The organism is Micromonospora sp. NPDC003241 (assembly GCF_053589795.1).
In genome coordinates this window covers 26,014-45,347 of the sequence record NZ_JBSFSO010000025.1, presented here as the reverse complement: position 1 = coordinate 45,347, position 19,334 = coordinate 26,014, and the positions used below count along the sequence as shown (strand labels likewise).

The window sequence follows — 19,334 nt, the reverse complement described above, 5'->3', positions numbered from 1 at the left end:
GTCATGAACGCCGAATTCACCGAGATGCTCCGGCCGTTCCTCAAGTTCGCCGGCGACAAGGAGATCACCGAAGAGTCCCGCCTGCGTGACCTGGGCCTGGACTCGATGCGGGAGATCGAGCTGCTCTTCGCCATCGAGGACACCTTCGGCGTCGCCGTTCCCGACGACAAGCTGGTCGACTCGACGTTCGCCACGGCGGGCGGGCTGTGGCACGTGGTCGAGGAGCTGCGGACGCCGGTCGGTGGTGGTGCCCGATGACCGGGTACGCCGAGGCGCTGACCACGGTGGCGGAGGTCGCCGCCGCGCACGCCGAGGCCACCGACACCACGGCCACGTTTCCCACCGAGGCGCTGGACGCGATGCGTCGTACCCGGCTGCTGGGGCTGCTGGTGCCGACCGCCGAGGGTGGTCCCGGCGGCACGCTCACCGACATGGTCGACGTCACCGAGGCGTTGGGTCGGGTGGACATGTCGGTGGCGATGGTCTTCACGATGCACTGTCAGCAGGTGGCGGCGCTCGCCGCGTACGCCGGGGAGAAGCTGCGCGCCGAGGTGCTGCCGGCGGTGGCGCGGGGCGAGGTGTACCTCGGCTCGGTCACCACCGAGCCGGGCAAGGGCGGGCACCTGCTCACCTCCGAGTCGGGGCTGGAGCAGGACGGGGAGATGCTGCGCGTCGACCGGCAGGCCCCGATCGTCACCGGCGGCCCGTACGCCGACGCGTTCCTGATCACCACGCTGGCACCGCAGGCCGAGTCGGCCACGCAGGTCGACCTGGTCTATGCCGCCCGCGACCAGGTGGAGATCGAGGTGACCGGCGGCTGGCAGCCGTTGGGCATGCGGGCCACGCACAGCGTGCCGATGCGGCTGCGCGGCGCGGTGCCGCAGTGGCAGGTGGTCGGCGAGCACGGCGGGTTCCGCGACATCGCGACCCGGGTGTTCGCGCCGCTGGCCCACGTCGGCTGGGCCGCTGCCTGGCTCGGGACGGCAGCCGGCGCATACTCACGGGTGCTCCGGCACGCGCGCAGCGAGGCGGGACGGCGGCAGTTCGCCCCCTCGTCGGAGCTGGTGCTGCTGCGCCTGGCCGGGATACGGACCCGGCTCGACGCCACGAACGCCCTGCTGCGGCACACCGTGTCGGTCGTCGACTCGGCACCCGACATGTCCGCCGCGCCGGTGCAGTCGCTGCTCAACACGCTCAAGATCCGGGCCGCCGACGAGTCCTTCGCCGCCGTGCACGAGCTGGTCGAACTGGTCGGGCTGCGGCACGGCTACCTCACCGGCTCACCGCTGGCGGTGGAGCGTGCCTTCCGCGACCTGCGGTCGGCGTCGCTGAACTACGGCAACGACCGGCTGCGGCTGGCCAACGGGGCGCTGGCGCTGCGTGACCCGGGGGTGCGTCTTGCCTGAGTCGACCGCCGACTTCACCGCCGCGCTGGGTACGGCGCTGGCGGGGGTGGACACCGCCGACGCACGGGCCCTGTGGCGGGCACTGGGCGCCGGCGGTGTCGTCGCCGCCCTCTGTCCCGACGGCGACACCCAACCGGACCCGCGCCGGCTGGCGGCGCTGCTGACCGAGCTGGACGCCCGCTGTCCGCTCGGCGTGACCCTCTCGGTCTGCGTCCAGGTGGCCACCGTGCTGCCGCTGCTCTCCGAGGCGGCCACCGGAGCGGCCACCGGACCGGTCGCCGAGACGGTGGCCGGCATGGTGCGCGGTGAGACCGTGGTGGCGCTGGCCGTCACCGACGCCGGTGCCTCCGGCTCGGACCTGCTCGACGCCACCACCCGGGCCAAGCTCGGCGACGACGCCGTGACCCTGGACGGCGGCAAGGAGTGGATCACCAACGCGACCACCTGCGACGCCGCGCTGGTGCTCGCCCGGCACCGCGAGCCCCGACACTTCACCAGCTTCTGCTGGCTGCTGGTGCCGATATCGACGCCGGGGGTGACGGTCGAGCCCGCCGGGCGCGCCTTCGCCGGGTCCGGAGTGGGACATCTCCGGTTCGACGGCGTGGCACCGTCACCGAGCGCGCTGGTCGGTCGGCCCGGTCGGGCGCTGGCCGGGTTCGCCCGGCAGGTCGGCGTCGAGCGGCTGGCGGGTGCCCTCTGGTCCCGGGCGATCTGCCGTCGACTGTTGACCGGGCTCGGGGAGTGGCTGCGGGCCCGACCGGCCGCCGACGGCACGCTCTGGGACCACCCGGCGGTCCGCGAGCGGTACGCCCGCTGCCTGGTCGCCCTGTGTCAACTGGACGCGCTGTGTGCGCCCCTGCTGGACGGCCCGCCCGGTCCACCCTCGACCGTCACGGGCATGGTGCTCAAGGTGGCCGCCGCCGAGACGGTCGAGACGATCGCGGCCGAGGCGGTGCACCTGCGTGGCGCGGACGCGTTCCGCGACGGCGGCGAGGCGGCACTGCGTACCGAGGCGGCCATGTTCGGCATCGCCGGGGGTGCCACCGGGACGATGCTGGCCGGACTCGCCGACCACGCGGACGACCTGCTCGGGAGCGGGCCATGAGCAGCGGGTACGGGCTGCCCGGGATGCCGGGCGCGGTGGCGGTCGCGCTGCCCGACGGGGTCTTCGCCGCCTACGCGCCGATCGGTGCCCTGGAGACGCCGGAGCAGGCGGCCGGTGACGTCGGCCGGGGGCTGCCCCGGTGGCGGGTGACCGAACGGGTCGGCGCGCGGCGACTGCTGACCACGCTGGTCGGCGCGGTGGCGCCGGACGGGACCGGGCACCTTGCGGTGGGCAGCCGCGCGGGCGGCCAGCCGTACCTGCCGGACCGCCCCGACCTCGAAGTCAGCCTGGCGCACTCCGGTGGCGTGGTCGCGGCGGCGGTGCACACCCGGGGCGGCGCGGTCGGCGTGGACGTGCAGGAGCCGTACCCGGTGGGTGACGCCCTGGTGCGGCGCTGCTGTCCGCAGGGCGCCGTCGCGCTGCTGCGACACGACCGGCCCGCCCGCGACGCGGCGGTGGCCCGGATCTGGACCGTGCAGGAGTCCTGCGCCAAGGCCACCGGGCGCGGGCTGGGCATCCGGCCGTGGCGGATCCCGGTCGGCCCCGACCAGGAGCACGGGTGGTGGCGGCACCTGCGCTGGCGGACCCTGCCGCCGACCGGCGGTACGCCGTGGAGCTGCGCCTGGGAACCGATCGACGACAGGAAGGGAGCAACGCCGTGAGTCTGTACCAGTGGTTCCAGCGCAGCGTCGCGCGGTCGCCGGAGGAGATCGCGTTGGAGGTGGGCGCGGAGGCGGTGACGTACCGGCGGATGGACGAACTCGTCGCGCACCTGGCCGGGCAGCTCTGCCACCCGACCGGCCGCCCGCCCGCCGCCGTCGGTCTGCTGGCCGCCCGCAGCCTGCCCGCGTACGTCGGCTATCTGGCCGCGGTGCGTGTCGGGGCGGTCGTGGTGCCGCTCAACCCCACCTTTCCGATCTCCCGCAACGTGCAGGTGTGCCGGGGCGGCGGGGTCGAGGTCGTGGTGGTGGACGAGACGGGTGCCGCCGTCGCCGCCGACCTGTCGGCCCGGACCGGTGCCAAGCCGGTACGCCTCGACGACTCCCGGGACGCGGCACCGGTGCCGCCGACCGAGGTCGCACCCGACGACGTGGCCTACACGCTGTTCACCTCGGGCTCGACCGGGCGGCCGAAGGGTGTGCCGATCCGGCACCGCAACGTCGACGCCTACCTCGCGTACTGCCTCGACCGCTATCCGATCGGGCCCGGCGACCGGCTGTCGCAGAACTTCGACCTGACCTTCGACCCGTCGGTCTTCGACATGTTCGTCACCTGGGGCAGCGGGGCGACGCTCGTCGTGCCGCAGCCCGACGAGGTGCTGACCCCGGTGCGCTTCGTCAACGACCGGGGCATCACCGGCTGGTTCTCGGTGCCGTCGGTCGTGTCGCTGGCCCGCCGGATGCGGATGCTGTCGCCGGGTGCCATGCCGGGCCTGCGGTACAGCCTGTTCGCCGGTGAACCGTTGACCCTGGACCAGGCGCGGGCCTGGGCCGAGGCGGCCCCGAACAGCGTGCTGGAGAACCTGTACGGCCCCACCGAACTGACCGTGACCTGCACCGGTCACCGGCTGCCGGCCGACGTCGCCGACTGGCCGGTCACCTCGAACGGGACCGTCCCGATCGGCGAGGTGTACCCGCACCTGGACGCGATCCTGCGGTCCGAGACGGGCGAGATCGTCGACGACGACGGCGAGCTCTGCGTACGGGGACCGCAGTGCTTCACCGGGTACGTCGACGCGGCCGACGACACCGACCGTTTCGTGGCGCACGACGGGCGGCGGTACTACCGCACCGGTGACCGGGTCCGCCGCGAGGACGGCGTACTGGTCCACCACGGACGCCTGGACGACCAGGTGAAGATGCACGGCTACCGGATCGAGCTGGGCGAGATCGAGATGGCCCTGCGCGGCCACCCGGGGGTGCAGGACGCGGTGGTGCTGGCGCTCGGCGCGGGCGAGCGCACCTGCCTCGAAGCGGTCTACACCGGCACCGAGGGGATCGGCGAGGAGCTGCGGCGGAGCTGCGCCGACCGGCTGCCCGGATACATGGTGCCGAGCCGCGTCCACCACGTGCCCGCGCTGCCCACGAACGCCAACGGCAAGACCGACCGACGCCGGATAGCCGCCCTGGTCGACACGGGTGCCGGCGAGACGAGAGGAGCGTTGTGATGACCGACGTGTCGCGTCGGGTCGACACCGACCGGGGTTTCCGGTCGGTCGCCGGCCGCTTCGCCACGGGTGTGGCGGTGGCCACCGCACGAGGTTCGGACGGGCCGGTCGGCATGACCGTCAACTCGTTCACCACCGTGTCGCTGGACCCCCGGATGCTGTTGATCTGCCTCAAGCACGACTGCCGGCTGCTGCACGCGGTGCGCCGGACCGGCCGGTTCGCGATCACGGTGCTCGCCGACGACCAGCGGGCCGAGGCGGCCTGGTTCGCCTCGCACGGCCGACCGGCGGGGACCGAGGGTTTCGCGGACATCCCGCACGACCCGGAACGGACCACCGGCTGCCCGCTGCTCACCGACGGGGTCGCGTACTTCGGCTGCGAGGCGGTCCGCACCGACCCGGCCGGTGACCACATGGTGCTGATGGGCATCGTCCAGTCGTCGGGCCTGCTGCGCCCGAAGCCGCCGCTGCTCTTCGTGGACGGCCACTACGCCCGCGTAGCCGACGCAGTGCGAAGCGGAGGGACGGCATGAGCGAGCGCAGCGAGCGAATCATCAGGCCCAGTGAAAATGCCGGCCCGCAGCGCAGCGGAGGGACGGCATGAGCGTGGGGGCGGCTCCTACCGATCTGCGGAATCTCAGCGTCCGTGCGGCGCGGGCGGGTGCGGACGCGATCCGCGAGGTGTGCGAGCGGGGGGTGCGGCTCTCCTACAAGGGTGGCGCGGCCCAGAACCCGGTCACCACCGCGGACCACGCCAGTGAGCGGGCCATCCTGGGCCTGATCGCCCGCTCCCGGCCGCAGGACGCGGTGCTGGCCGAAGAGTCCGGGCTGACCACGGGCTGCTCGGGTCTGCGCTGGATCGTCGACCCGCTCGACGGCACGCTGAACTTCAGTCACGGCCTGAGCCGCTACGCCGTGAGCATCGCCGTCGCGGCGGACCGGGGCGACACCGGCGGGGCCGACGGGCGCGGTACGGGTGCCGACGGCCGGGTGGTCGCCGCGACGATCCTCCAACCGGCCACCGGTGCCTGCCTGATACTCGGTGGCAACGAGGTGCGCGACCAGCAGGACGCCCCGGTGACGGTGGACCGGACGGCGGCACCGGGGCACGCGCTCGTCGCGTTCGCGGTGCCCAACACGCCCGGTCCGCGCCGTCAGGCGTACCGGTTGCTGAGTCTGGTCGCGCCCCACATCGCCGACCTGCGCAACTCGGGCTCGACCGTCTGCGACCTGGCCGCCGTGGCGACCGGCGAGCTGGACGCCTTCGTCAGTTTCGACCCCGCGCCGTGGGACATCGCCGCCGGCACCGCCCTGATCGAGGCGACCGGCGGCACGACTCGGCGCTGGCGCCGGGCCGGTCGCCGCGTCTTCGCCACCGGTGCACCGGCGGTGGTGGCGGCGCTTGCGGAGTGGCTCGGCCCGACCGGAGACGACCGTCCCGACGAGGAGGAGTGGCGAGATGACCAGCAGTCCTGAGTTCCGACTCGCGTTGGTGGGTGCCGGCCGGATGGGCCGGCACCACCTGCGCGCGCTGACCGGCAACCCGACGGTGGCGGTCACCGCGGTGGTCGATCCGGTGCCGGCGGCCCGGGCGGCGGTCGCCGACGCCGGGCTGCCGGCGTACGCCTCGGTCGAGGATCTGCTCGCCGAGACCACGCCCGACGGTCTGCTGGTGACGGCGCCGACCGGCCGGCACGGCGCGCTGATCGCCACCGCCGCCAAGGCCGGCCTGCCGGTGCTGTGCGAGAAGCCAGCCGGACTGACCGCCGACGACGCGCGGGAGGCGGGCCGGGTGGCGACCGCTGCCGGTATCCCGTTCCAGGTGGCCTACTGGCGCCGTTTCGTGCCCGCGCTGCGCGAGTTGCGGGACCGGATCGCCGCAGGTGAGCTGGGCGAGATCCTCTTCGTAGCGGCGTTGCAGTGGGACGGTGAACCGCCGGGGTCGGCCTTCCGCACCGGCAGCGGCGGCATCTTCGTCGACATGGGGGTGCACGAGTTCGACCAGATCCAGTGGTTGACCGGGCAGCGGGTGGTCCGGGTCTGCGGGCAGGCCGCCGGGCCGGTCACCGACCCGGCGGTACGCGGGAGCGACGTGGACAGCGCCCAGGCGCTGCTGGGCCTCTCCGACGGTGCCACCGCGCTCGTGTCGTTGGGGCGGCATCACCGGGGCGGCGACATGGCGAGCGTGGAGGTCTTCGGCACCCGTGACCACGTACGCCTGACCTTCCTCGACCCGGCCGACGGGGACGCCACGATGTACGCCGCGCTGGCCCGCCAGGCGGAGGACTTCGTGGACCTGGTGCGTGCCGGGCGCTCCACCGGGGCGGGGACGGCGGACGCGGCGGCGGTGCTCGACGCTGCGTACCAGGCCAGCGCGGCGGCGTCCGTTTGCGGTGTGACAAAGCCCGATCGGTGACTGTTTTCATCATCTGGTGGCCGTGTTACTACTCCCTCCCGGCGGGGATTGCGAAATAGAGAAATCGCTCATCGGCGATATCCTGCAGGGGGAGAGAATTTATGCAATTCAATGTGCTCGGACCATTGACATTGGCTACCGAGGCTGGTCCGCTTTCGATCAACGGAGCAAAACCCCGCTCCCTGCTCTCCATCCTGCTGATGAACCCCGGCCGGATGGTGGCCACCGGTCGCCTCATCGACGGTATCTGGCCGACGTCCCCGCCCGCATCGGCGCTGCACAACGTCCGCACGTACGTGCACCGGCTGCGGCAGCTCCTGCACCGGGTCGGGGACTCGGCCGACCGGCTGGTCCGCGACGGCACCGGCTACCACCTGCAGGTCGAGGAGGACGAACTCGACCTGCTGCGCTTTCAGCGATTCGTCGACCAGGGACACCGGGCGGCCCGGGAGGACCGCCTGGACAGCGCCGTCGACCTGCTCGGCAGAGCCCTCGACCAGTGGCACGGGCGACCGCTGGAGGATCTGCCGGACCTCGGCACCGACGTCGCCGCGTTCGCCATGGCACTCCAGGAACAACGCCGGGGGGCGGTGACCGCGCTGATCGACGTACGGCTCCGACTCGGGCAGCCCGCAGCGGTCATCCCGCAGTTGCGGCAGATGGTGGCCGAGGAGCCGCTCGACGAGCCCCGACAGGCCCAGTTGGTCGTCGCGCTCACGCTCGAAGGCCGCGTCGCCGAGGCGCTCGCCACCTATCAGGAGGCGCGACGGGTGATCGTCGACGAACTGGGGGTCGATCCGGGGCCGCCCCTCCAGGGTGCCCTACAGGTCGCGCTCGACGCCGACTCGACCGACGTCCGGCCGCCCGGTGGCTGGCCGGCGCTGGTCGGGGGCGGAACACCCCCACCGCCGGCCGTCCCCGAGCCGCCGTCCGGTCGACGGGCCCTGCCGATGAAGCCGCCCCGGCTGGTCGGCCGGGCCGCTGCGGCACGCCAGTTGCGCGCCATCGCGGACACCGTCGGCACCGACGAGCACGCGGGCGTCGTGCTGGTCACCGGTGCGCCGGGCGTCGGCAAGTCCAGCTTCGCCGTGGCCAGTGGCTACGAACTGGCCGACCTCTTCCCCGACGGACAACTCTTCGTCAGCTTCGACCATGCCGCCGGTACGCCCCGGAGCACCGCCGACCTGATGCGGGAACTGCTCGTCGAACTCGGCGTCGCCCTGACCGACGTACCCGAGGACGTCCGCGAGCGCGCCGCGGTGCTGCGGTGCACGCTCGCCGATCGGCGCCTACTCCTGATCATCGACGACGTCGACTGCGCCCAGCAGGTCCGGCCCCTGCTCCCGGGCGCCGGCCGGAGTCTGGTGTTGATCACCAGTCGGCACCGCCTGCTCGACCTCGACGTGGGGTGGCGACTGAACCTCGGGTCACTGAGCCGGGGCGACGCGGTACGGCTGCTGGCGACCATCGCCGGTGAGCACCGGGTACGCGAGCAGCCGGAGGTGTTCGGCCGGATCGCGGCGGCCTGCGACCAGTTGCCGTTGGCACTGCGGATCGTGGGCAGCCGGATCGCCGCCCAGCCCGGCATCGCCCTGCCCAGCTTCGCCGAGCAGTTGGAACAGGAGGAGAACCGGCTGGAGGAACTCGCCGTCGGCGACATCTCGGTCCGGCACAGCCTCTCCGGCAGCTACCAGGCGCTCACCCCCCAGGCGCGGGCCGCGCTCAACGCACTGGCCATCAGCGACCTGCTGATCACGCAGTCCAGTGCCGGCGACATCCTGCACCTGCCCGGACCGCAGGCCAACCGGGTGGTGGAGGACCTCGTCGCGCACAACCTGCTGGTGCCGGTCGACTCGGACGGCACCGGGCAGTGTTTCCACCTGCCCGTCCTGCTGCGCATCTTCGCCCGGGAGTGCGCCACCCCGCGCGCTCAGCTCTCCCCGGCCTCCTGACCACTCGCCCGCCCGGTGCCCAGCGCATCGGTCAGCACCTCGACGAACCGGGTCAACACCTCGTCCTCCGGCAGGTGATCCGGGTTGATCTCGGTGACCGTCAGCCCGGCGAAGCGCGGGCTGCGCACCAGCGTGGCAAGGGTGGTCGACGCCTCGGCCAGCGTGAGCCCGGTCGGTTCGGGCACGTCGGCCAGTGGGGTCTCGACGAAGTCGAGCACGTCGACGTCGAAGTGCACCACGAACGCCTCGGCGGCGGCCTCGGCGGCGGTGCACGCTCGCCGTGCCGCCGCGACCGGATCGGCGTGCACCTCGTCCGCCGGCACGTACGTGATGCCCAGCTCGGCCACCAGGTCGTACTCGTGGTCGCCGGGGGGCAGCGAGTCGCCGTACACGACCACCCGGTCGGGAGTCAGCAGCGGCACGGCACCGCCGACGGCGGCGACCTCGGGCCGGATGCCGGGCAGCCCGAGCAGGTGCGCCAGCCCCATCGCGTCCAGATTCCCGTTCGCCCTGGTCAGCGGCGTGTACAGGTCCGGTCCGCCGTCCACGTAGACCAGCGCCACCGGTCGTCCCGCTCGGGCGTGACCGGCCACCAGCCCCAGCGTCACCGTGCAGTCACCGCCGAGGACCAGCGGCAGTCGGGACCGGCGTACCGAGGTCTCGACCTGCTGCGCCACGTCCGTCGCGACCCGCGCCACCTCGGTCGCGTTCTGGCCGGTGCGACGTGCCGGGTCTGGTCGCCAGCGCGACGGCGGCACGTCACCGAGGTCGTCGACCTCGGCGGTACGTCGCAGCAGCCGGACCAGACCCGCGTCGCGTAGCGCGGCCGGCGCCTGCTCCACTCCGGGGGTGTGTGCCCCCGCGCTCGACGGTGCACCGATGACGTCCCACGTCGTGGTCATGACCTCATCATCGCCCCGTCGGCACGTCCACGCCGGGCACGATCGCGCTCGCGATAACGCGGAATCGGCGATCCGGCAGGCCAGGACGGTGGTCCATGCCACCGACTTTCCCCTGCTTTAGTACATCTGGTGGCTCCCGTACGGACACCGACGGCGCTTATCCTCCCGAGGTCTAACCCTCGGAGGCCGCGCACATGCTGCGAAGAAGAAGTACACGACTACTCACAATCCCGGGCGTACTGGTCACCGCCGCCGCGCTCACCCTCTCCAGTGGCACCGCCGCGTTCGCCGACCCGGTGCCCACGACGCCGTTCATCAGTGAGATCCACTACGACAACGTCGGCGCGGACGTCGGCGAGGCGATCGAGATCGAGGCGCCGGTCGGCTTCGACCTGAGCGGTTGGCAGATCGTCCTCTACAACGGCGCCAACGGGGCGCCGTACAACACCAGGACGCTCAGTGGGTCCGTCCCGGCGGCGGGTGTCGTCGTCGCGTCGTACCCGGCCGACGGCATCCAGAACGGCGCGCCCGACGGCGTCGCGCTAATCAAGCCCGACGGCGGGGTGGCCGAGTTCCTCACCTACGAGGGCACCTTCACCGCGGTCGGCGGCCCGGCGAACGGCCGGACCGGCGTCGACATCGGCGTGGAGGAGACCGGGTCCACCCCGGTCGGCCACTCCCTCCAGAAGATCGACGGCACCTGGCGGCCCCCGGCGCCGAACAGCTTCGGGGTGCGCAACAGCGCCTCCGGCCCGGGTCCCGATCCGGACCCGGATCCGCCGCTGGGCTGCACCATCACGGTCGACCGCACCATCGCCGAGGTCCAGGGCACCGGCAACGCGACTCCGCTGGCCGGCACCCGGGTCACCGTCGAGGGCATCGTCACCGCCGACCACCGCACCGGTGGCTACAACGGCGTGTACGTGCAGACGGCGGGCAGCGGCGGGGAGCGCACCGTCGCCGCCGGGACCGCCTCGGACGCGGTCTTCGTCTACCTGACCACCAGCACTGCCAACCACCCGTCGGTCGCGATCGGCGACCGGGTCCGGGTCAGCGGCACCGCGAGCGAGTTCAACGGCCTCACCCAGCTCACCATCGGCGCCAAGAGCGACGTCCAGGTCTGCGAGCAGGGCGCACCGCTGCCCGCCCCGGTCCCGGTCGAGCTGCCGCTGAGCGACGACGCCCGCGAGTCGGTCGAGTCGATGCTGGTCGCCCCGGTCGGCTCGTACGCCGTCTCCGAGGTCTACAACACCAACCGGTTCGGCGAGGTCGTCCTCACCGCCGGTGACAAGCCCGCCGCCACCCCCACCGACAAGGCCCGCCCCGGCTCGGAGGCGGCCCGCCAGCTCGCCGCCGACAACAAGGCGCGCCGACTGCTGGTCGACGACGGCAAGACCACCAACCTGGCCAACGCCGGGCTGCTCCCGCCGTACGTCTCCCCGGCCGCCCCGCTGCGGGTCGGTGACTCGGTCGAGGCGTTCGGTCCGTCGGTGCTGTCGTACGCCTTTAACGAGTGGCGTCTGCAGCCGACCCGTCCGGTCGACGCCGACACCCCGCCGGCCGCCCGGACCACCTTCAAGTCCACCAACCCGCGTACCGCCGCTCCGGTCAACGTCGGCGGTGACCTGCGGGTGGCCAGCTTCAACGTGCTGAACTACTTCGTCCACTTCGGCGGAGACGCACGCGGTGCCGCGAACGAGGCGGCACTGGTCAAGCAGGAGGCGAAGATCGTCTCGGCGATCAGCGCGCTGGACGCCGACGTGGTCGCGTTGCAGGAGATCGAGAACTCGGTCCGGTTCAACGCCAACGACCCGCAGCAGGCGCTCAAGCGCCTGGTCGCCGCCCTGAACACCGAGGACGGCGCGGGCACCTGGGACTACGTCCGTACCCCGACGGAGCTGCCGGGCGCCGCCCAGCAGGACGTCATCACCACCGCGATCATCTTCAAGCCGGCCAAGACCCAGCCGAAGGGTCCGTCGCGTTCGGTGAACGACGAGTCGGTCTGGTTCAACGCCCGCGAGCCGCTGGCGCAGACCTTCACCGCCGGTCCGCTCGACTTCACCGTGGTCGTCAACCACTTCAAGTCCAAGAGCGGCGCCGGCAACGGTGACAACGCCGACTCCGGGGACGGTCAGGGCGGCTGGAACGGTGACCGGGTCCGGCAGGCCACGGCACTGGCCACCTTCGTCGACCAGGTGAAGGCCGACAGCGGCACCGACAGCGTGCTGCTGCTGGGCGACTTCAACGCGTACACCCACGAGGACCCGATGCAGGTCCTCTACGACAAGCAGTACGCCAACCTCAACGACACCGGCAAGACGAGCTACGTCTTCGGTGGCGAGTCCGGCTCGCTGGACCACGCCCTGGCCTCGCCGTCGCTGGCGGACCGGGTGACCGGTGTGGACGTCTGGCAGACCAACGCGGTCGAGTCGTACGCCTTCCAGTACGACGGCCTAGCCTCGTTCTTCGCGCCGGACCCGTACCGGGCCAGCGACCACAACCCGCTGATCGTCGGGCTCAACACCGGGGCCAGCCCGGTGGACCTGCAACTGCTGACCATCAACGACTTCCACGGTCGGCTGGAGTCCCCGGCCACCGTGAACGGTCAGCCGGTCGGCGGTGCCGCCCAGCTCGCCGGTCTGGTCAACCAGCTGCGGGCGCAGAACCCGAACACCGCGTTCGTCTCCGCCGGTGACAACATCGGCGCGTCCACCTTCATCTCGGCGATCGACGACGACAACCCGACGATCGACTTCCTCAACCAGGCCGGGCTGACCGTGTCGGCGGTGGGTAACCACGAGTTCGACAAGGGCATGGCCGACCTGACCGACCGGGTGATGGAGCGGGCCGACTTCCCGATCCTGGGCGCCAACGTGTACCGGGGCGACACCCGGGCGCTGCCGGCGTACTCGGTCAGCACCATCGGTGGGGTCAAGGTCGGCTTCGTCGGCGTGGTCACCGAGCAGACCGCGTCGCTGGTCAGCCCGGACGGCATCGCCGGCCTGACCTTCCGTGACCCGGTGGCCGAGGCCAACCTGGTCGCCGCCCAGCTCAAGGACGGCAACCCGGACAACGGCGAGGCCGACGTGGTGGTGTTGCTCGCGCACGAGGGTGCCGCCACGGAGAACATCGACTCCCCCGAGGCCCTGGCGAACGACCCGGTCTTCGGCAAGTTCACCCGGGTCGACGCCACCATCGACGCCATCTTCAGCGGTCACACCCACCAGCCGTACGCCTTCGAGGTCCCGGTCCCGGGCACCGACAAGCTGCGTCCGGTGGTCCAGGCCGAGGACTACGGCAAGCGACTGGGCAAGGTCACGCTGACCTTCGACCCGCAGTCGAAGTCGGTCACCGCCGCCGATGCCTCGCTCGTCGACGTGGTCGGTGCGCCGCAGGACCCGGCGGTGGCCGACATCGTGGCCGCCGCGAAGGTCCGGGCGGAGGAGCTGGGTCAGCGCAAGCTCGGTGAGATCACCGCCGACATCAGGCGGGCCTACACCGGCGGCAACGAGGACCGGGGCAAGGAGTCGGCGCTGGGCAACTTCATCGCCGACGTGCAGCTCGCCGGCACCGCCGACGCCGGCCGGGGCGGGGCGCAGATCGCGTTCATGAACCCGGGTGGTCTGCGGGCCGACCTGCTGTACCGGACCGACGGCACGGTGAGCTACGCCGACGCCTTCTCGGTCCAGCCGTTCTCCAACGACGTGGTCACCAAGTCCTACACCGGTGCCGAGATCAAGCAGGTGCTGGAGCAGCAGTGGCAGCCGGCGGGCGCGTCCCGTCCGGTGCTCTGGCTGGGCGTGTCGAAGGGCTTCAGCTACACCTACGACCCGACCGCCGCGCAGGGCTCGCGGATCACCTCGATGCAGCTGAACGGCGCGCCGATCGACCCGGCCGGCACCTACCGGGTCACGGTGAACTCGTTCCTCGCCTCCGGTGGGGACAACTTCACCACCCTCGGTGGGGGCACCGACCGGGTCACCACCGGCGACAACGACCTCACCATGCTGACGAACTACCTCGCCGCCAACTCGCCGGTCACCGCGGACACCACGCCGCGCTCGACCGTCGGGCAGGGCGACCCGGAGTGGGACGTCACGGTGCAGGCCCGCAGCCAGTGCGTCGGCACCAACGCGTACGTCTCGGTCAGCGCCCAGAACGCCGACGACGTCGCGCTCACCATCGAGCTGGTCACCCCGTACGGCTCGCGCAAGGTCACCGATGTGGCTCCGGGCAAGACCGCCTTCCAGTCGTTCAACACCCGGGCCAAGACGGTGGCGGCCGGTACGTCGACGGTCAAGGTCACCGGTACCGTCAACGGCCAGCCCGTCACCACCCAGGTCGAGGCGCCGTTCCCCGCGCTCACCTGCGGTTAGTTCACTCGCGGTGGCGGTGCCTCCGGGTGCCGCCACCGCACCATCCCCCGTTCGAAAGACATAAGCACCAAACGGAGCATCGAATGCACACAAGGAACCACAAGCGCCTGATCGCGGCGGCTGCCGCCGGTGCGCTGCTGGCCGGGTCGGTGGCGCTGGCGTCGCCGGCCCTCGCCGAGCCGGTCGACAGCACCGACGTCCGCGTCACCGTCGACATCGAAGAGGTCAAGGAGCCGGGCGTGCTCGCCCTCTCCGTCGCCGGCAACTCGGTGGCGCTGTCCGAGGACGGCTCGACCCTGCTGGTCCGTCAGTTCACCGGCACCCTGCCGACGGTCACCGTCACCGACACCCGGACCGCCGACGAGGTGCCCGAGGGCTCCGCCTGGGCGGTGCTGGGCAGCGCGACCAACTTCGTCGGCAGCAGCGGCCAGGACCCGATCAGCGCCGGACACCTGGGCTGGAAGCCGCGTCTGGTCGACGGCGGCGACAGTGGCCTGGTCAGCGAGGGTGAAGAGGTCGTCACCGTGCTGGACGAGCCGACCCAGCCGGGCAACAACGTCGGTCTCACCGACCAGGAGCTGCTGGTCTCCACGTTCGACTCGGGCGCGGTCGCCGGTGACGCGTACTCCGTCAACGCCGGCCTGTTCCTGCGTACCCCGGCCGACGTGGCCGCCGGGTCGTACACCTCGACGCTGACCCTCTCCCTGTTCGAGTAGTGCCCTGGTCGGGGAGCCGCCTCGGGCGGCTCCCCGGCCGCACCCCTACCGCCGAAGGATCCCGCCATGTTCCGAACCCCGCCGCGAGCGCTGTCGCGGCTGCTCGCCGTGCTGGCCGTGGTGCTCGTCGCCACGCCGATCGCGCCGGCCGGTGCGATGGCGGAGCCGACCACCCCGACCGTCACCTGGGCGGTGCAGCCGGCCGACCGCAACGGCCCGGACGGACGGCGGTGGATCGAGCACACCCTCGACCCCGGTCAGGTGATGACCGAGCACCTCGCGGTCCGCAACTTCAGCGACTCCTCCGTGGTCTTCTCCCTCAAGGCGGCCGACGGCTACCTCACCGACAAGGGCCGCTTCAACATGCTGCCCTCGAACGAGACGTCGGTGGACGGCGGCACCTGGATCGAGGTGCAGGAGCAGGTCACCGTCGGCGCCAAGCAGACGAAGGTGGTGCCGTTCACCATCACCGTGCCGGAGAACGCCACCCCGGGCGACCACCCGGCGGGTATCGCGGCGACCGTCACCAGCACCGGCGGCACGGTCGCCGTGGAGAGCCGGGTCGGCTTCCGGGTGATGATGCGCGCCAGCGGCACGATCACCGCCGGCCTGGCAGTCGACGGGCTCACCGCCACCTACACGCCCTCGTGGAACCCCTTCTCCGGCGGCACGGTCCAGGTCAGCTACACCGCCACCAACAACGGCAACGTCGCGGTGACCGGCGGCGGCGACGTGACCGTCCGCGAACTGTTCGGCCTGACCGGGCGGGAGACCTCGACCGAGGTCGACGAGATCCTGCCGGGTGGCCAGAAGACGTTCGAGGCCCGCGTCGACGGGGTGTGGGGGCTGGGCCGGATGCGGACCACCGTCGACCTCACCCCCGCCGTGCTCGGCGGCGACGCGACCGACGCGGTGATCCGCCCCGCCTCGGCCACCGTCACCACGTGGAGCGTCCCCTGGGCGCAGCTCGTGCTCCTGCTGGTCGTCGTCGCGCTCGTCGTCGCCGTGCGGATCGTCCGCCAGCGCCGTCGGCGGCGACTCGCGCAGATGCTCGCCAGCGCCCGCGAGGAGGGCCGGGCCGAGGGCCGCAAGGCCACCGTCGGCTGACCGGCCACCCGGCGTCCGCGCCGGGTCAGCCGGTCGGCGGCGACTCCAGGTCGATCGGCAGCAACACCCGGAACTGCGTGTTCCCCGGCGTGCTCGTCACCCGGATGTCGCCGTGGTGCTTGTTGACCACGATCCGGTACGAGATGTCCAGCCCCAGCCCGGTGCCCTCGCCGACCGGCTTGGTGGTGAAGAACGGCTCGAAGATGCGCGGTCGGATCTCCGCCGCGATACCCGGTCCGGTGTCCACGATGTCGACGGCCAACTGGTCGTTGACCAGGCCGGTGCGGACGGTCAGGGTGCCGCTGTCCCGCATCGCGCCGAGGGCGTTGTCGATCAGGTTGCTCCACACCTGGTTCAGTTCGGCCGCGTACGCCGGGATGGCCGGCAGGCTCCGGTCGTACTCCCGGACCACCCGGACCCCGGCGGGGGTCTTCGCCTTGAACATCACCAGCGTGGCGTCGAGCAGTTCGTGCACGTCCACCACCTGGTACGGCGCCCGGTCGAGCTGGGAGTACTGCTTGGCGGCCCCCACCAGCGTGGAGATCCGGATGGCCGCGTCGGCGATCTCCGCCATCAGCAGCTCGGTCTCCACCGCGTAGGTCAGCCAGCGCACCGCCGCCTCGACGTCTTCCGGCCCCACCGCCGCCTGGACCCGCTCCAGCCAGTCGACGTCCAGCCCGGCGCTGACCAGCGTCTCCGCCAACTGCCAGCCGGAGGTGAAGCCCTGCTCGTCGAACCAGTCGGTCAGCGCGTCCTCGGCGTCGCTGGCGGCCAGGGCGGACAGCGGCGTGGCCTTCGCCGCCCGTTCGGCCGCCTCCTCCTGAAGGGCGACGAGGGCGTGCAGCCGTCGGCCGTCGATCCGGCCGTCGGCGATCAACGCCAGCTTGTGCCGCATCGCCGCGATCCGTTCGCGCAGGCTGGAGGTGGCGCGCACCGCCGCGCTCGCCGGATTGTTCAGCTCGTGGGTCAGCCCCGCCGACAGCGAACCGAGGGCGAGCAGCCGTTCCCGCTCACCGACCAGCGTCTGGGTGTCCCGCATGCCGATGAACATGCCCTCCAGCAGGTGCATCGCCATCGGGAACCAGGACCGCACCGCGTGCGCGAACTTCTCCGCCGGCAGCACGAAGAACTCCGAGTCGGTCAGCGCCCACATGCTGTTGCGATAGAGCCGGGCCTCGCCCACGTACGCCTGGGTGGCACCGCCGTACGCGCCGCGCTGCGAGGTGCGGCTGATCTCCACCTGGTCGCCGTGCACCGTGCGGCAGAGCCGGACCGTGCCGTCGAGCAGGACGAAGAAGCACTCCGCCGGGTCGCTCTCTCCGTAGACCAGCTCACCGCCGGCCCGCCGCTCGACCCGCCCCTGACCGGCCAGGAACGCCAACTGCTCCGCGTCGAGCGACTCGAACAGGAACAGCGTCCGCAGCTCGTCCTCGGTCAACCGCTGCGGCTCCGCTCCGGCTGTCGGTCCGTCGGTGGTCATTGCGCCTCCAGGTAACGGTGCACCAGGGATACCGCCATCGCGCCCTCGCCGACCGCCGAGGCCACCCGCTTCACCGACGCGGCGCGGACGTCACCGGCGGCGAAGACACCCGGCAGGCTCGCCTCCAGGTGGTACGGGTCGCGCGGCAGCGACCAGCCGGGCGGCCGACGTCCGGCGGCGACCAGGTCCGGCCCGGTCACCACGAAACCGCGCTGGTCGCGGACCACCGTGCCGTCCAGCCAGCCGGTACGCGGTTCCGCGCCGATGAAGACGAACAGCCAGGAGGTGTCCACGTCCCGCTGCTCGCCGGTGCGGGTGTCGCGCAGCGTCAGTCGTTGCAGGTGTTCGTCTCCGGCGGCGGCGGCCACCTCGGTGTGCGGGTGCACGATCACCTGCTCGATGCGGCCGAGTTGCTCGATCAGGTACTGCGACATCGAGACGGTCAGGTCGGCACCCCGGATCAGCAGGTGCACCCGCTGCGCGTACCGGGAGAAATAGACCGCCGCCTGGCCTGCGGAGTTGGCCCCGCCGACGATGTAGACGTCCGCGCCGACGCAGCTCGGCGCCTCGCTGGCGGCCGAGCCGTAGAAGACCCCCCGGCCGGTGAATTCGTCCAGGCCGGGTGCCGCCAGCATCCGGTACGACACGCCGGTGGCCAGCACCACCGAGTGCGCGGCCAGGCTCTGGCCGTCGCTGAACCGCAGCACCCGGGCCGAACCGGCCTCGTCCAGGCCGACCACCTCGCGGGTGCTGAGCAGCTCCGCGCCGAACTTGAGCGCCTGCCGGCGGGCCCGGTCGGTGAGCTGCGCGCCGGAGACGCCGTCGGGGAAGCCGAGGTAGTTCTCGATCCGGCTGCTCTGCCCGGCCTGCCCGCCGGTGGCCAGCCGCTCCACCAGCACCGTCCGCAGCCCCTCGGAGGCGCCGTACACCGCCGCACCCAGCCCGGCCGGACCGCCACCGACCACGATCAGGTCGTAGAAGTCCGCCGTCGGGGTGACGTTCATGCCGATCAGCCCGGCCAGCTCCGCCTCCGCCGGGGCCACCAGCGTCTTGCCGTCGCCGGTGACCACCAGCGGTACGTCGGCCTCGGTCACCCCCGCCGCCGCGAGCAGCCGCGCCCCCTCCGGGTCGTCGACCAGCAGCCAGCGGTACGGCACCAGGTTGCGGGCGAGGAAGTCACGGATCGCGAAGGACTCGGCGGACCACCGGTGCCCGACCACCCGGATCTCGGACTCCGCCGCGATCGGGCTGGCCGACCAGGCGTCCAGGAGCGAGTCGACCACCGGATAGAGCTTCTCCTCCGGCGGGTGCCACGGCTTGAGCAGATAGTGGTCGAGGTCGACCAGGTTGATCGCGTCGATCGCCGCGCCGGTGTCCGCGTACGCGGTCAGCAGTACCCGGCGGGCCGCCGGGAACAGGTCCATCGCCGCTTCCAGGAATTCGATCCCGGTCATCTCCGGCATCCGGTAGTCGGCCAGCAGCAGGGCCACCTGCTCACCGCGCAGTTTGATCTCCCGCAGCGCCTCCAGCGCCTCCGGGCCGGCGTTGGCGCGCACCACCCGGTACCGGTCGCCGTAGCGACGCCGCAGGTCCCGGGCGACGGCCCGCGACACCGCCGGGTCGTCGTCGACGGAGAGAATCACCGGGTTCGCCATGGGCCAATGAAAGCACGCCAATGTGCCGCCCCGGTTGCCCGCGAAACGGCCG

15 protein-coding genes are annotated in these 19,334 nt (G+C 72.2%); 12 read left to right on the top strand and 3 right to left on the bottom strand.

Features of this window, described 5'->3' with window-relative positions; all coding sequences use genetic code 11:
• Positions 1–3 precede the first annotated feature (3 nt).
• The 9 genes from ACWDVW_RS20030 (at position 4) to ACWDVW_RS19990 (ending at position 9,046) form a co-directional block, all read left to right on the top strand.
• Complete coding sequence (locus tag ACWDVW_RS20030; RefSeq protein ID WP_396698161.1) at positions 4–258, top strand: phosphopantetheine-binding protein; 255 nt, start codon at positions 4–6, stop codon at positions 256–258.
• The gene (locus ACWDVW_RS20025; RefSeq protein WP_449950999.1) at positions 255–1,406 is read left to right on the top strand and encodes an acyl-CoA dehydrogenase family protein; all 1,152 of its coding nucleotides are present in this window, start codon (positions 255–257) and stop codon (positions 1,404–1,406) included. The genes ACWDVW_RS20030 and ACWDVW_RS20025 overlap by 4 nt, the downstream gene beginning before the upstream one ends.
• Positions 1,399–2,511, top strand: a complete 1,113-nt coding sequence (locus ACWDVW_RS20020; protein ID WP_449950997.1) for an acyl-CoA dehydrogenase family protein — start codon at positions 1,399–1,401, stop codon at positions 2,509–2,511. Before ACWDVW_RS20025 ends, ACWDVW_RS20020 begins: the two co-directional genes overlap by 8 nt.
• Positions 2,508–3,173, top strand: coding sequence for a 4'-phosphopantetheinyl transferase family protein (locus tag ACWDVW_RS20015; protein WP_449950994.1), 666 nt, complete (start codon positions 2,508–2,510; stop codon positions 3,171–3,173). Before ACWDVW_RS20020 ends, ACWDVW_RS20015 begins: the two co-directional genes overlap by 4 nt.
• Positions 3,170–4,678 (top strand): amino acid adenylation domain-containing protein, encoded by a 1,509-nt coding sequence (locus tag ACWDVW_RS20010; protein ID WP_449950992.1) that lies wholly within the window; start codon positions 3,170–3,172, stop codon positions 4,676–4,678. Before ACWDVW_RS20015 ends, ACWDVW_RS20010 begins: the two co-directional genes overlap by 4 nt.
• Positions 4,678–5,211, top strand: a complete 534-nt coding sequence (locus ACWDVW_RS20005; protein ID WP_449950989.1) for a flavin reductase family protein — start codon at positions 4,678–4,680, stop codon at positions 5,209–5,211. The genes ACWDVW_RS20010 and ACWDVW_RS20005 overlap by 1 nt, the downstream gene beginning before the upstream one ends.
• 67 nt (positions 5,212–5,278) lie before the next feature.
• Entirely contained in the window at positions 5,279–6,154 is an 876-nt protein-coding gene (locus ACWDVW_RS20000) for an inositol monophosphatase family protein (protein ID WP_449950986.1), read from the top strand.
• Positions 6,138–7,094: a Gfo/Idh/MocA family protein gene (locus ACWDVW_RS19995; RefSeq protein WP_449950983.1), complete on the top strand. Its 957-nt coding sequence runs from the start codon at positions 6,138–6,140 to the stop codon at positions 7,092–7,094. Before ACWDVW_RS20000 ends, ACWDVW_RS19995 begins: the two co-directional genes overlap by 17 nt.
• 101 nt (positions 7,095–7,195) lie before the next feature.
• Positions 7,196–9,046, top strand: coding sequence for a BTAD domain-containing putative transcriptional regulator (locus ACWDVW_RS19990; protein WP_449950980.1), 1,851 nt, complete (start codon positions 7,196–7,198; stop codon positions 9,044–9,046).
• Here the strand turns inward: ACWDVW_RS19990 and ACWDVW_RS19985 are convergent.
• Positions 9,025–9,948 carry an arginase family protein gene (locus tag ACWDVW_RS19985; protein WP_449950977.1) on the bottom strand — a complete coding sequence of 308 codons (924 nt, stop codon included), beginning with the start codon at positions 9,946–9,948 and terminating at the stop codon, positions 9,025–9,027. The genes ACWDVW_RS19990 and ACWDVW_RS19985 overlap by 22 nt on opposite strands.
• Before the next feature lie 194 nt (positions 9,949–10,142).
• Here ACWDVW_RS19985 and ACWDVW_RS19980 point away from each other — a divergent pair, with 194 nt between their 5' ends.
• The 3 genes from ACWDVW_RS19980 (at position 10,143) to ACWDVW_RS19970 (ending at position 16,147) form a co-directional block, all read left to right on the top strand.
• A complete protein-coding gene (locus ACWDVW_RS19980) occupies positions 10,143–14,324 on the top strand; it encodes an ExeM/NucH family extracellular endonuclease (protein ID WP_449950975.1) in 4,182 nt (1,393 codons plus the stop codon).
• A gap of 83 nt (positions 14,325–14,407) precedes the next feature.
• The gene (locus ACWDVW_RS19975) at positions 14,408–15,040 is read left to right on the top strand and encodes a hypothetical protein (RefSeq protein ID WP_449950972.1); all 633 of its coding nucleotides are present in this window, start codon (positions 14,408–14,410) and stop codon (positions 15,038–15,040) included.
• A gap of 66 nt (positions 15,041–15,106) precedes the next feature.
• Positions 15,107–16,147: a WxL protein peptidoglycan domain-containing protein gene (locus ACWDVW_RS19970; protein WP_449950969.1), complete on the top strand. Its 1,041-nt coding sequence runs from the start codon at positions 15,107–15,109 to the stop codon at positions 16,145–16,147.
• A gap of 25 nt (positions 16,148–16,172) precedes the next feature.
• Here ACWDVW_RS19970 and ACWDVW_RS19965 read toward each other — a convergent pair whose 3' ends face one another.
• Together ACWDVW_RS19965 and ACWDVW_RS19960 are read right to left on the bottom strand one after the other, a co-directional pair.
• On the bottom strand, positions 16,173–17,627 hold the full coding sequence (locus ACWDVW_RS19965) for an ATP-binding protein (protein WP_449950967.1): 1,455 nt from the start codon (positions 17,625–17,627) through the stop codon (positions 16,173–16,175).
• Positions 17,624–19,282 carry an FAD-dependent oxidoreductase gene (locus ACWDVW_RS19960; protein WP_449950964.1) on the bottom strand — a complete coding sequence of 553 codons (1,659 nt, stop codon included), beginning with the start codon at positions 19,280–19,282 and terminating at the stop codon, positions 17,624–17,626. The genes ACWDVW_RS19965 and ACWDVW_RS19960 overlap by 4 nt, the downstream gene beginning before the upstream one ends.
• Positions 19,283–19,334: the final 52 nt, after the last annotated feature.

What these genes read in the sequence shown, in the direction of transcription:
- ACWDVW_RS20030 (WP_396698161.1), top strand. Translation starts at nt 4, where the DNA reads ATGAACGCCGAATTCACCGAGATGCTCCGGCCGTTCCTCAAGTTCGCC.
- ACWDVW_RS20025 (WP_449950999.1), top strand. Translation starts at nt 255, where the DNA reads ATGACCGGGTACGCCGAGGCGCTGACCACGGTGGCGGAGGTCGCCGCC.
- ACWDVW_RS20015 (WP_449950994.1), top strand. Translation starts at nt 2,508, where the DNA reads ATGAGCAGCGGGTACGGGCTGCCCGGGATGCCGGGCGCGGTGGCGGTC.
- ACWDVW_RS20005 (WP_449950989.1), top strand. Translation starts at nt 4,678, where the DNA reads ATGACCGACGTGTCGCGTCGGGTCGACACCGACCGGGGTTTCCGGTCG.
- ACWDVW_RS20000 (WP_449950986.1), top strand. Translation starts at nt 5,279, where the DNA reads ATGAGCGTGGGGGCGGCTCCTACCGATCTGCGGAATCTCAGCGTCCGT.
- ACWDVW_RS19995 (WP_449950983.1), top strand. Translation starts at nt 6,138, where the DNA reads ATGACCAGCAGTCCTGAGTTCCGACTCGCGTTGGTGGGTGCCGGCCGG.
- ACWDVW_RS19990 (WP_449950980.1), top strand. Translation starts at nt 7,196, where the DNA reads ATGCAATTCAATGTGCTCGGACCATTGACATTGGCTACCGAGGCTGGT.
- ACWDVW_RS19985 (WP_449950977.1), bottom strand. Translation starts at nt 9,948, where the DNA reads ATGACCACGACGTGGGACGTCATCGGTGCACCGTCGAGCGCGGGGGCA.
- ACWDVW_RS19980 (WP_449950975.1), top strand. Translation starts at nt 10,143, where the DNA reads ATGCTGCGAAGAAGAAGTACACGACTACTCACAATCCCGGGCGTACTG.
- ACWDVW_RS19975 (WP_449950972.1), top strand. Translation starts at nt 14,408, where the DNA reads ATGCACACAAGGAACCACAAGCGCCTGATCGCGGCGGCTGCCGCCGGT.
- ACWDVW_RS19970 (WP_449950969.1), top strand. Translation starts at nt 15,107, where the DNA reads ATGTTCCGAACCCCGCCGCGAGCGCTGTCGCGGCTGCTCGCCGTGCTG.
- ACWDVW_RS19965 (WP_449950967.1), bottom strand. Translation starts at nt 17,627, where the DNA reads ATGACCACCGACGGACCGACAGCCGGAGCGGAGCCGCAGCGGTTGACC.
- ACWDVW_RS19960 (WP_449950964.1), bottom strand. Translation starts at nt 19,282, where the DNA reads ATGGCGAACCCGGTGATTCTCTCCGTCGACGACGACCCGGCGGTGTCG.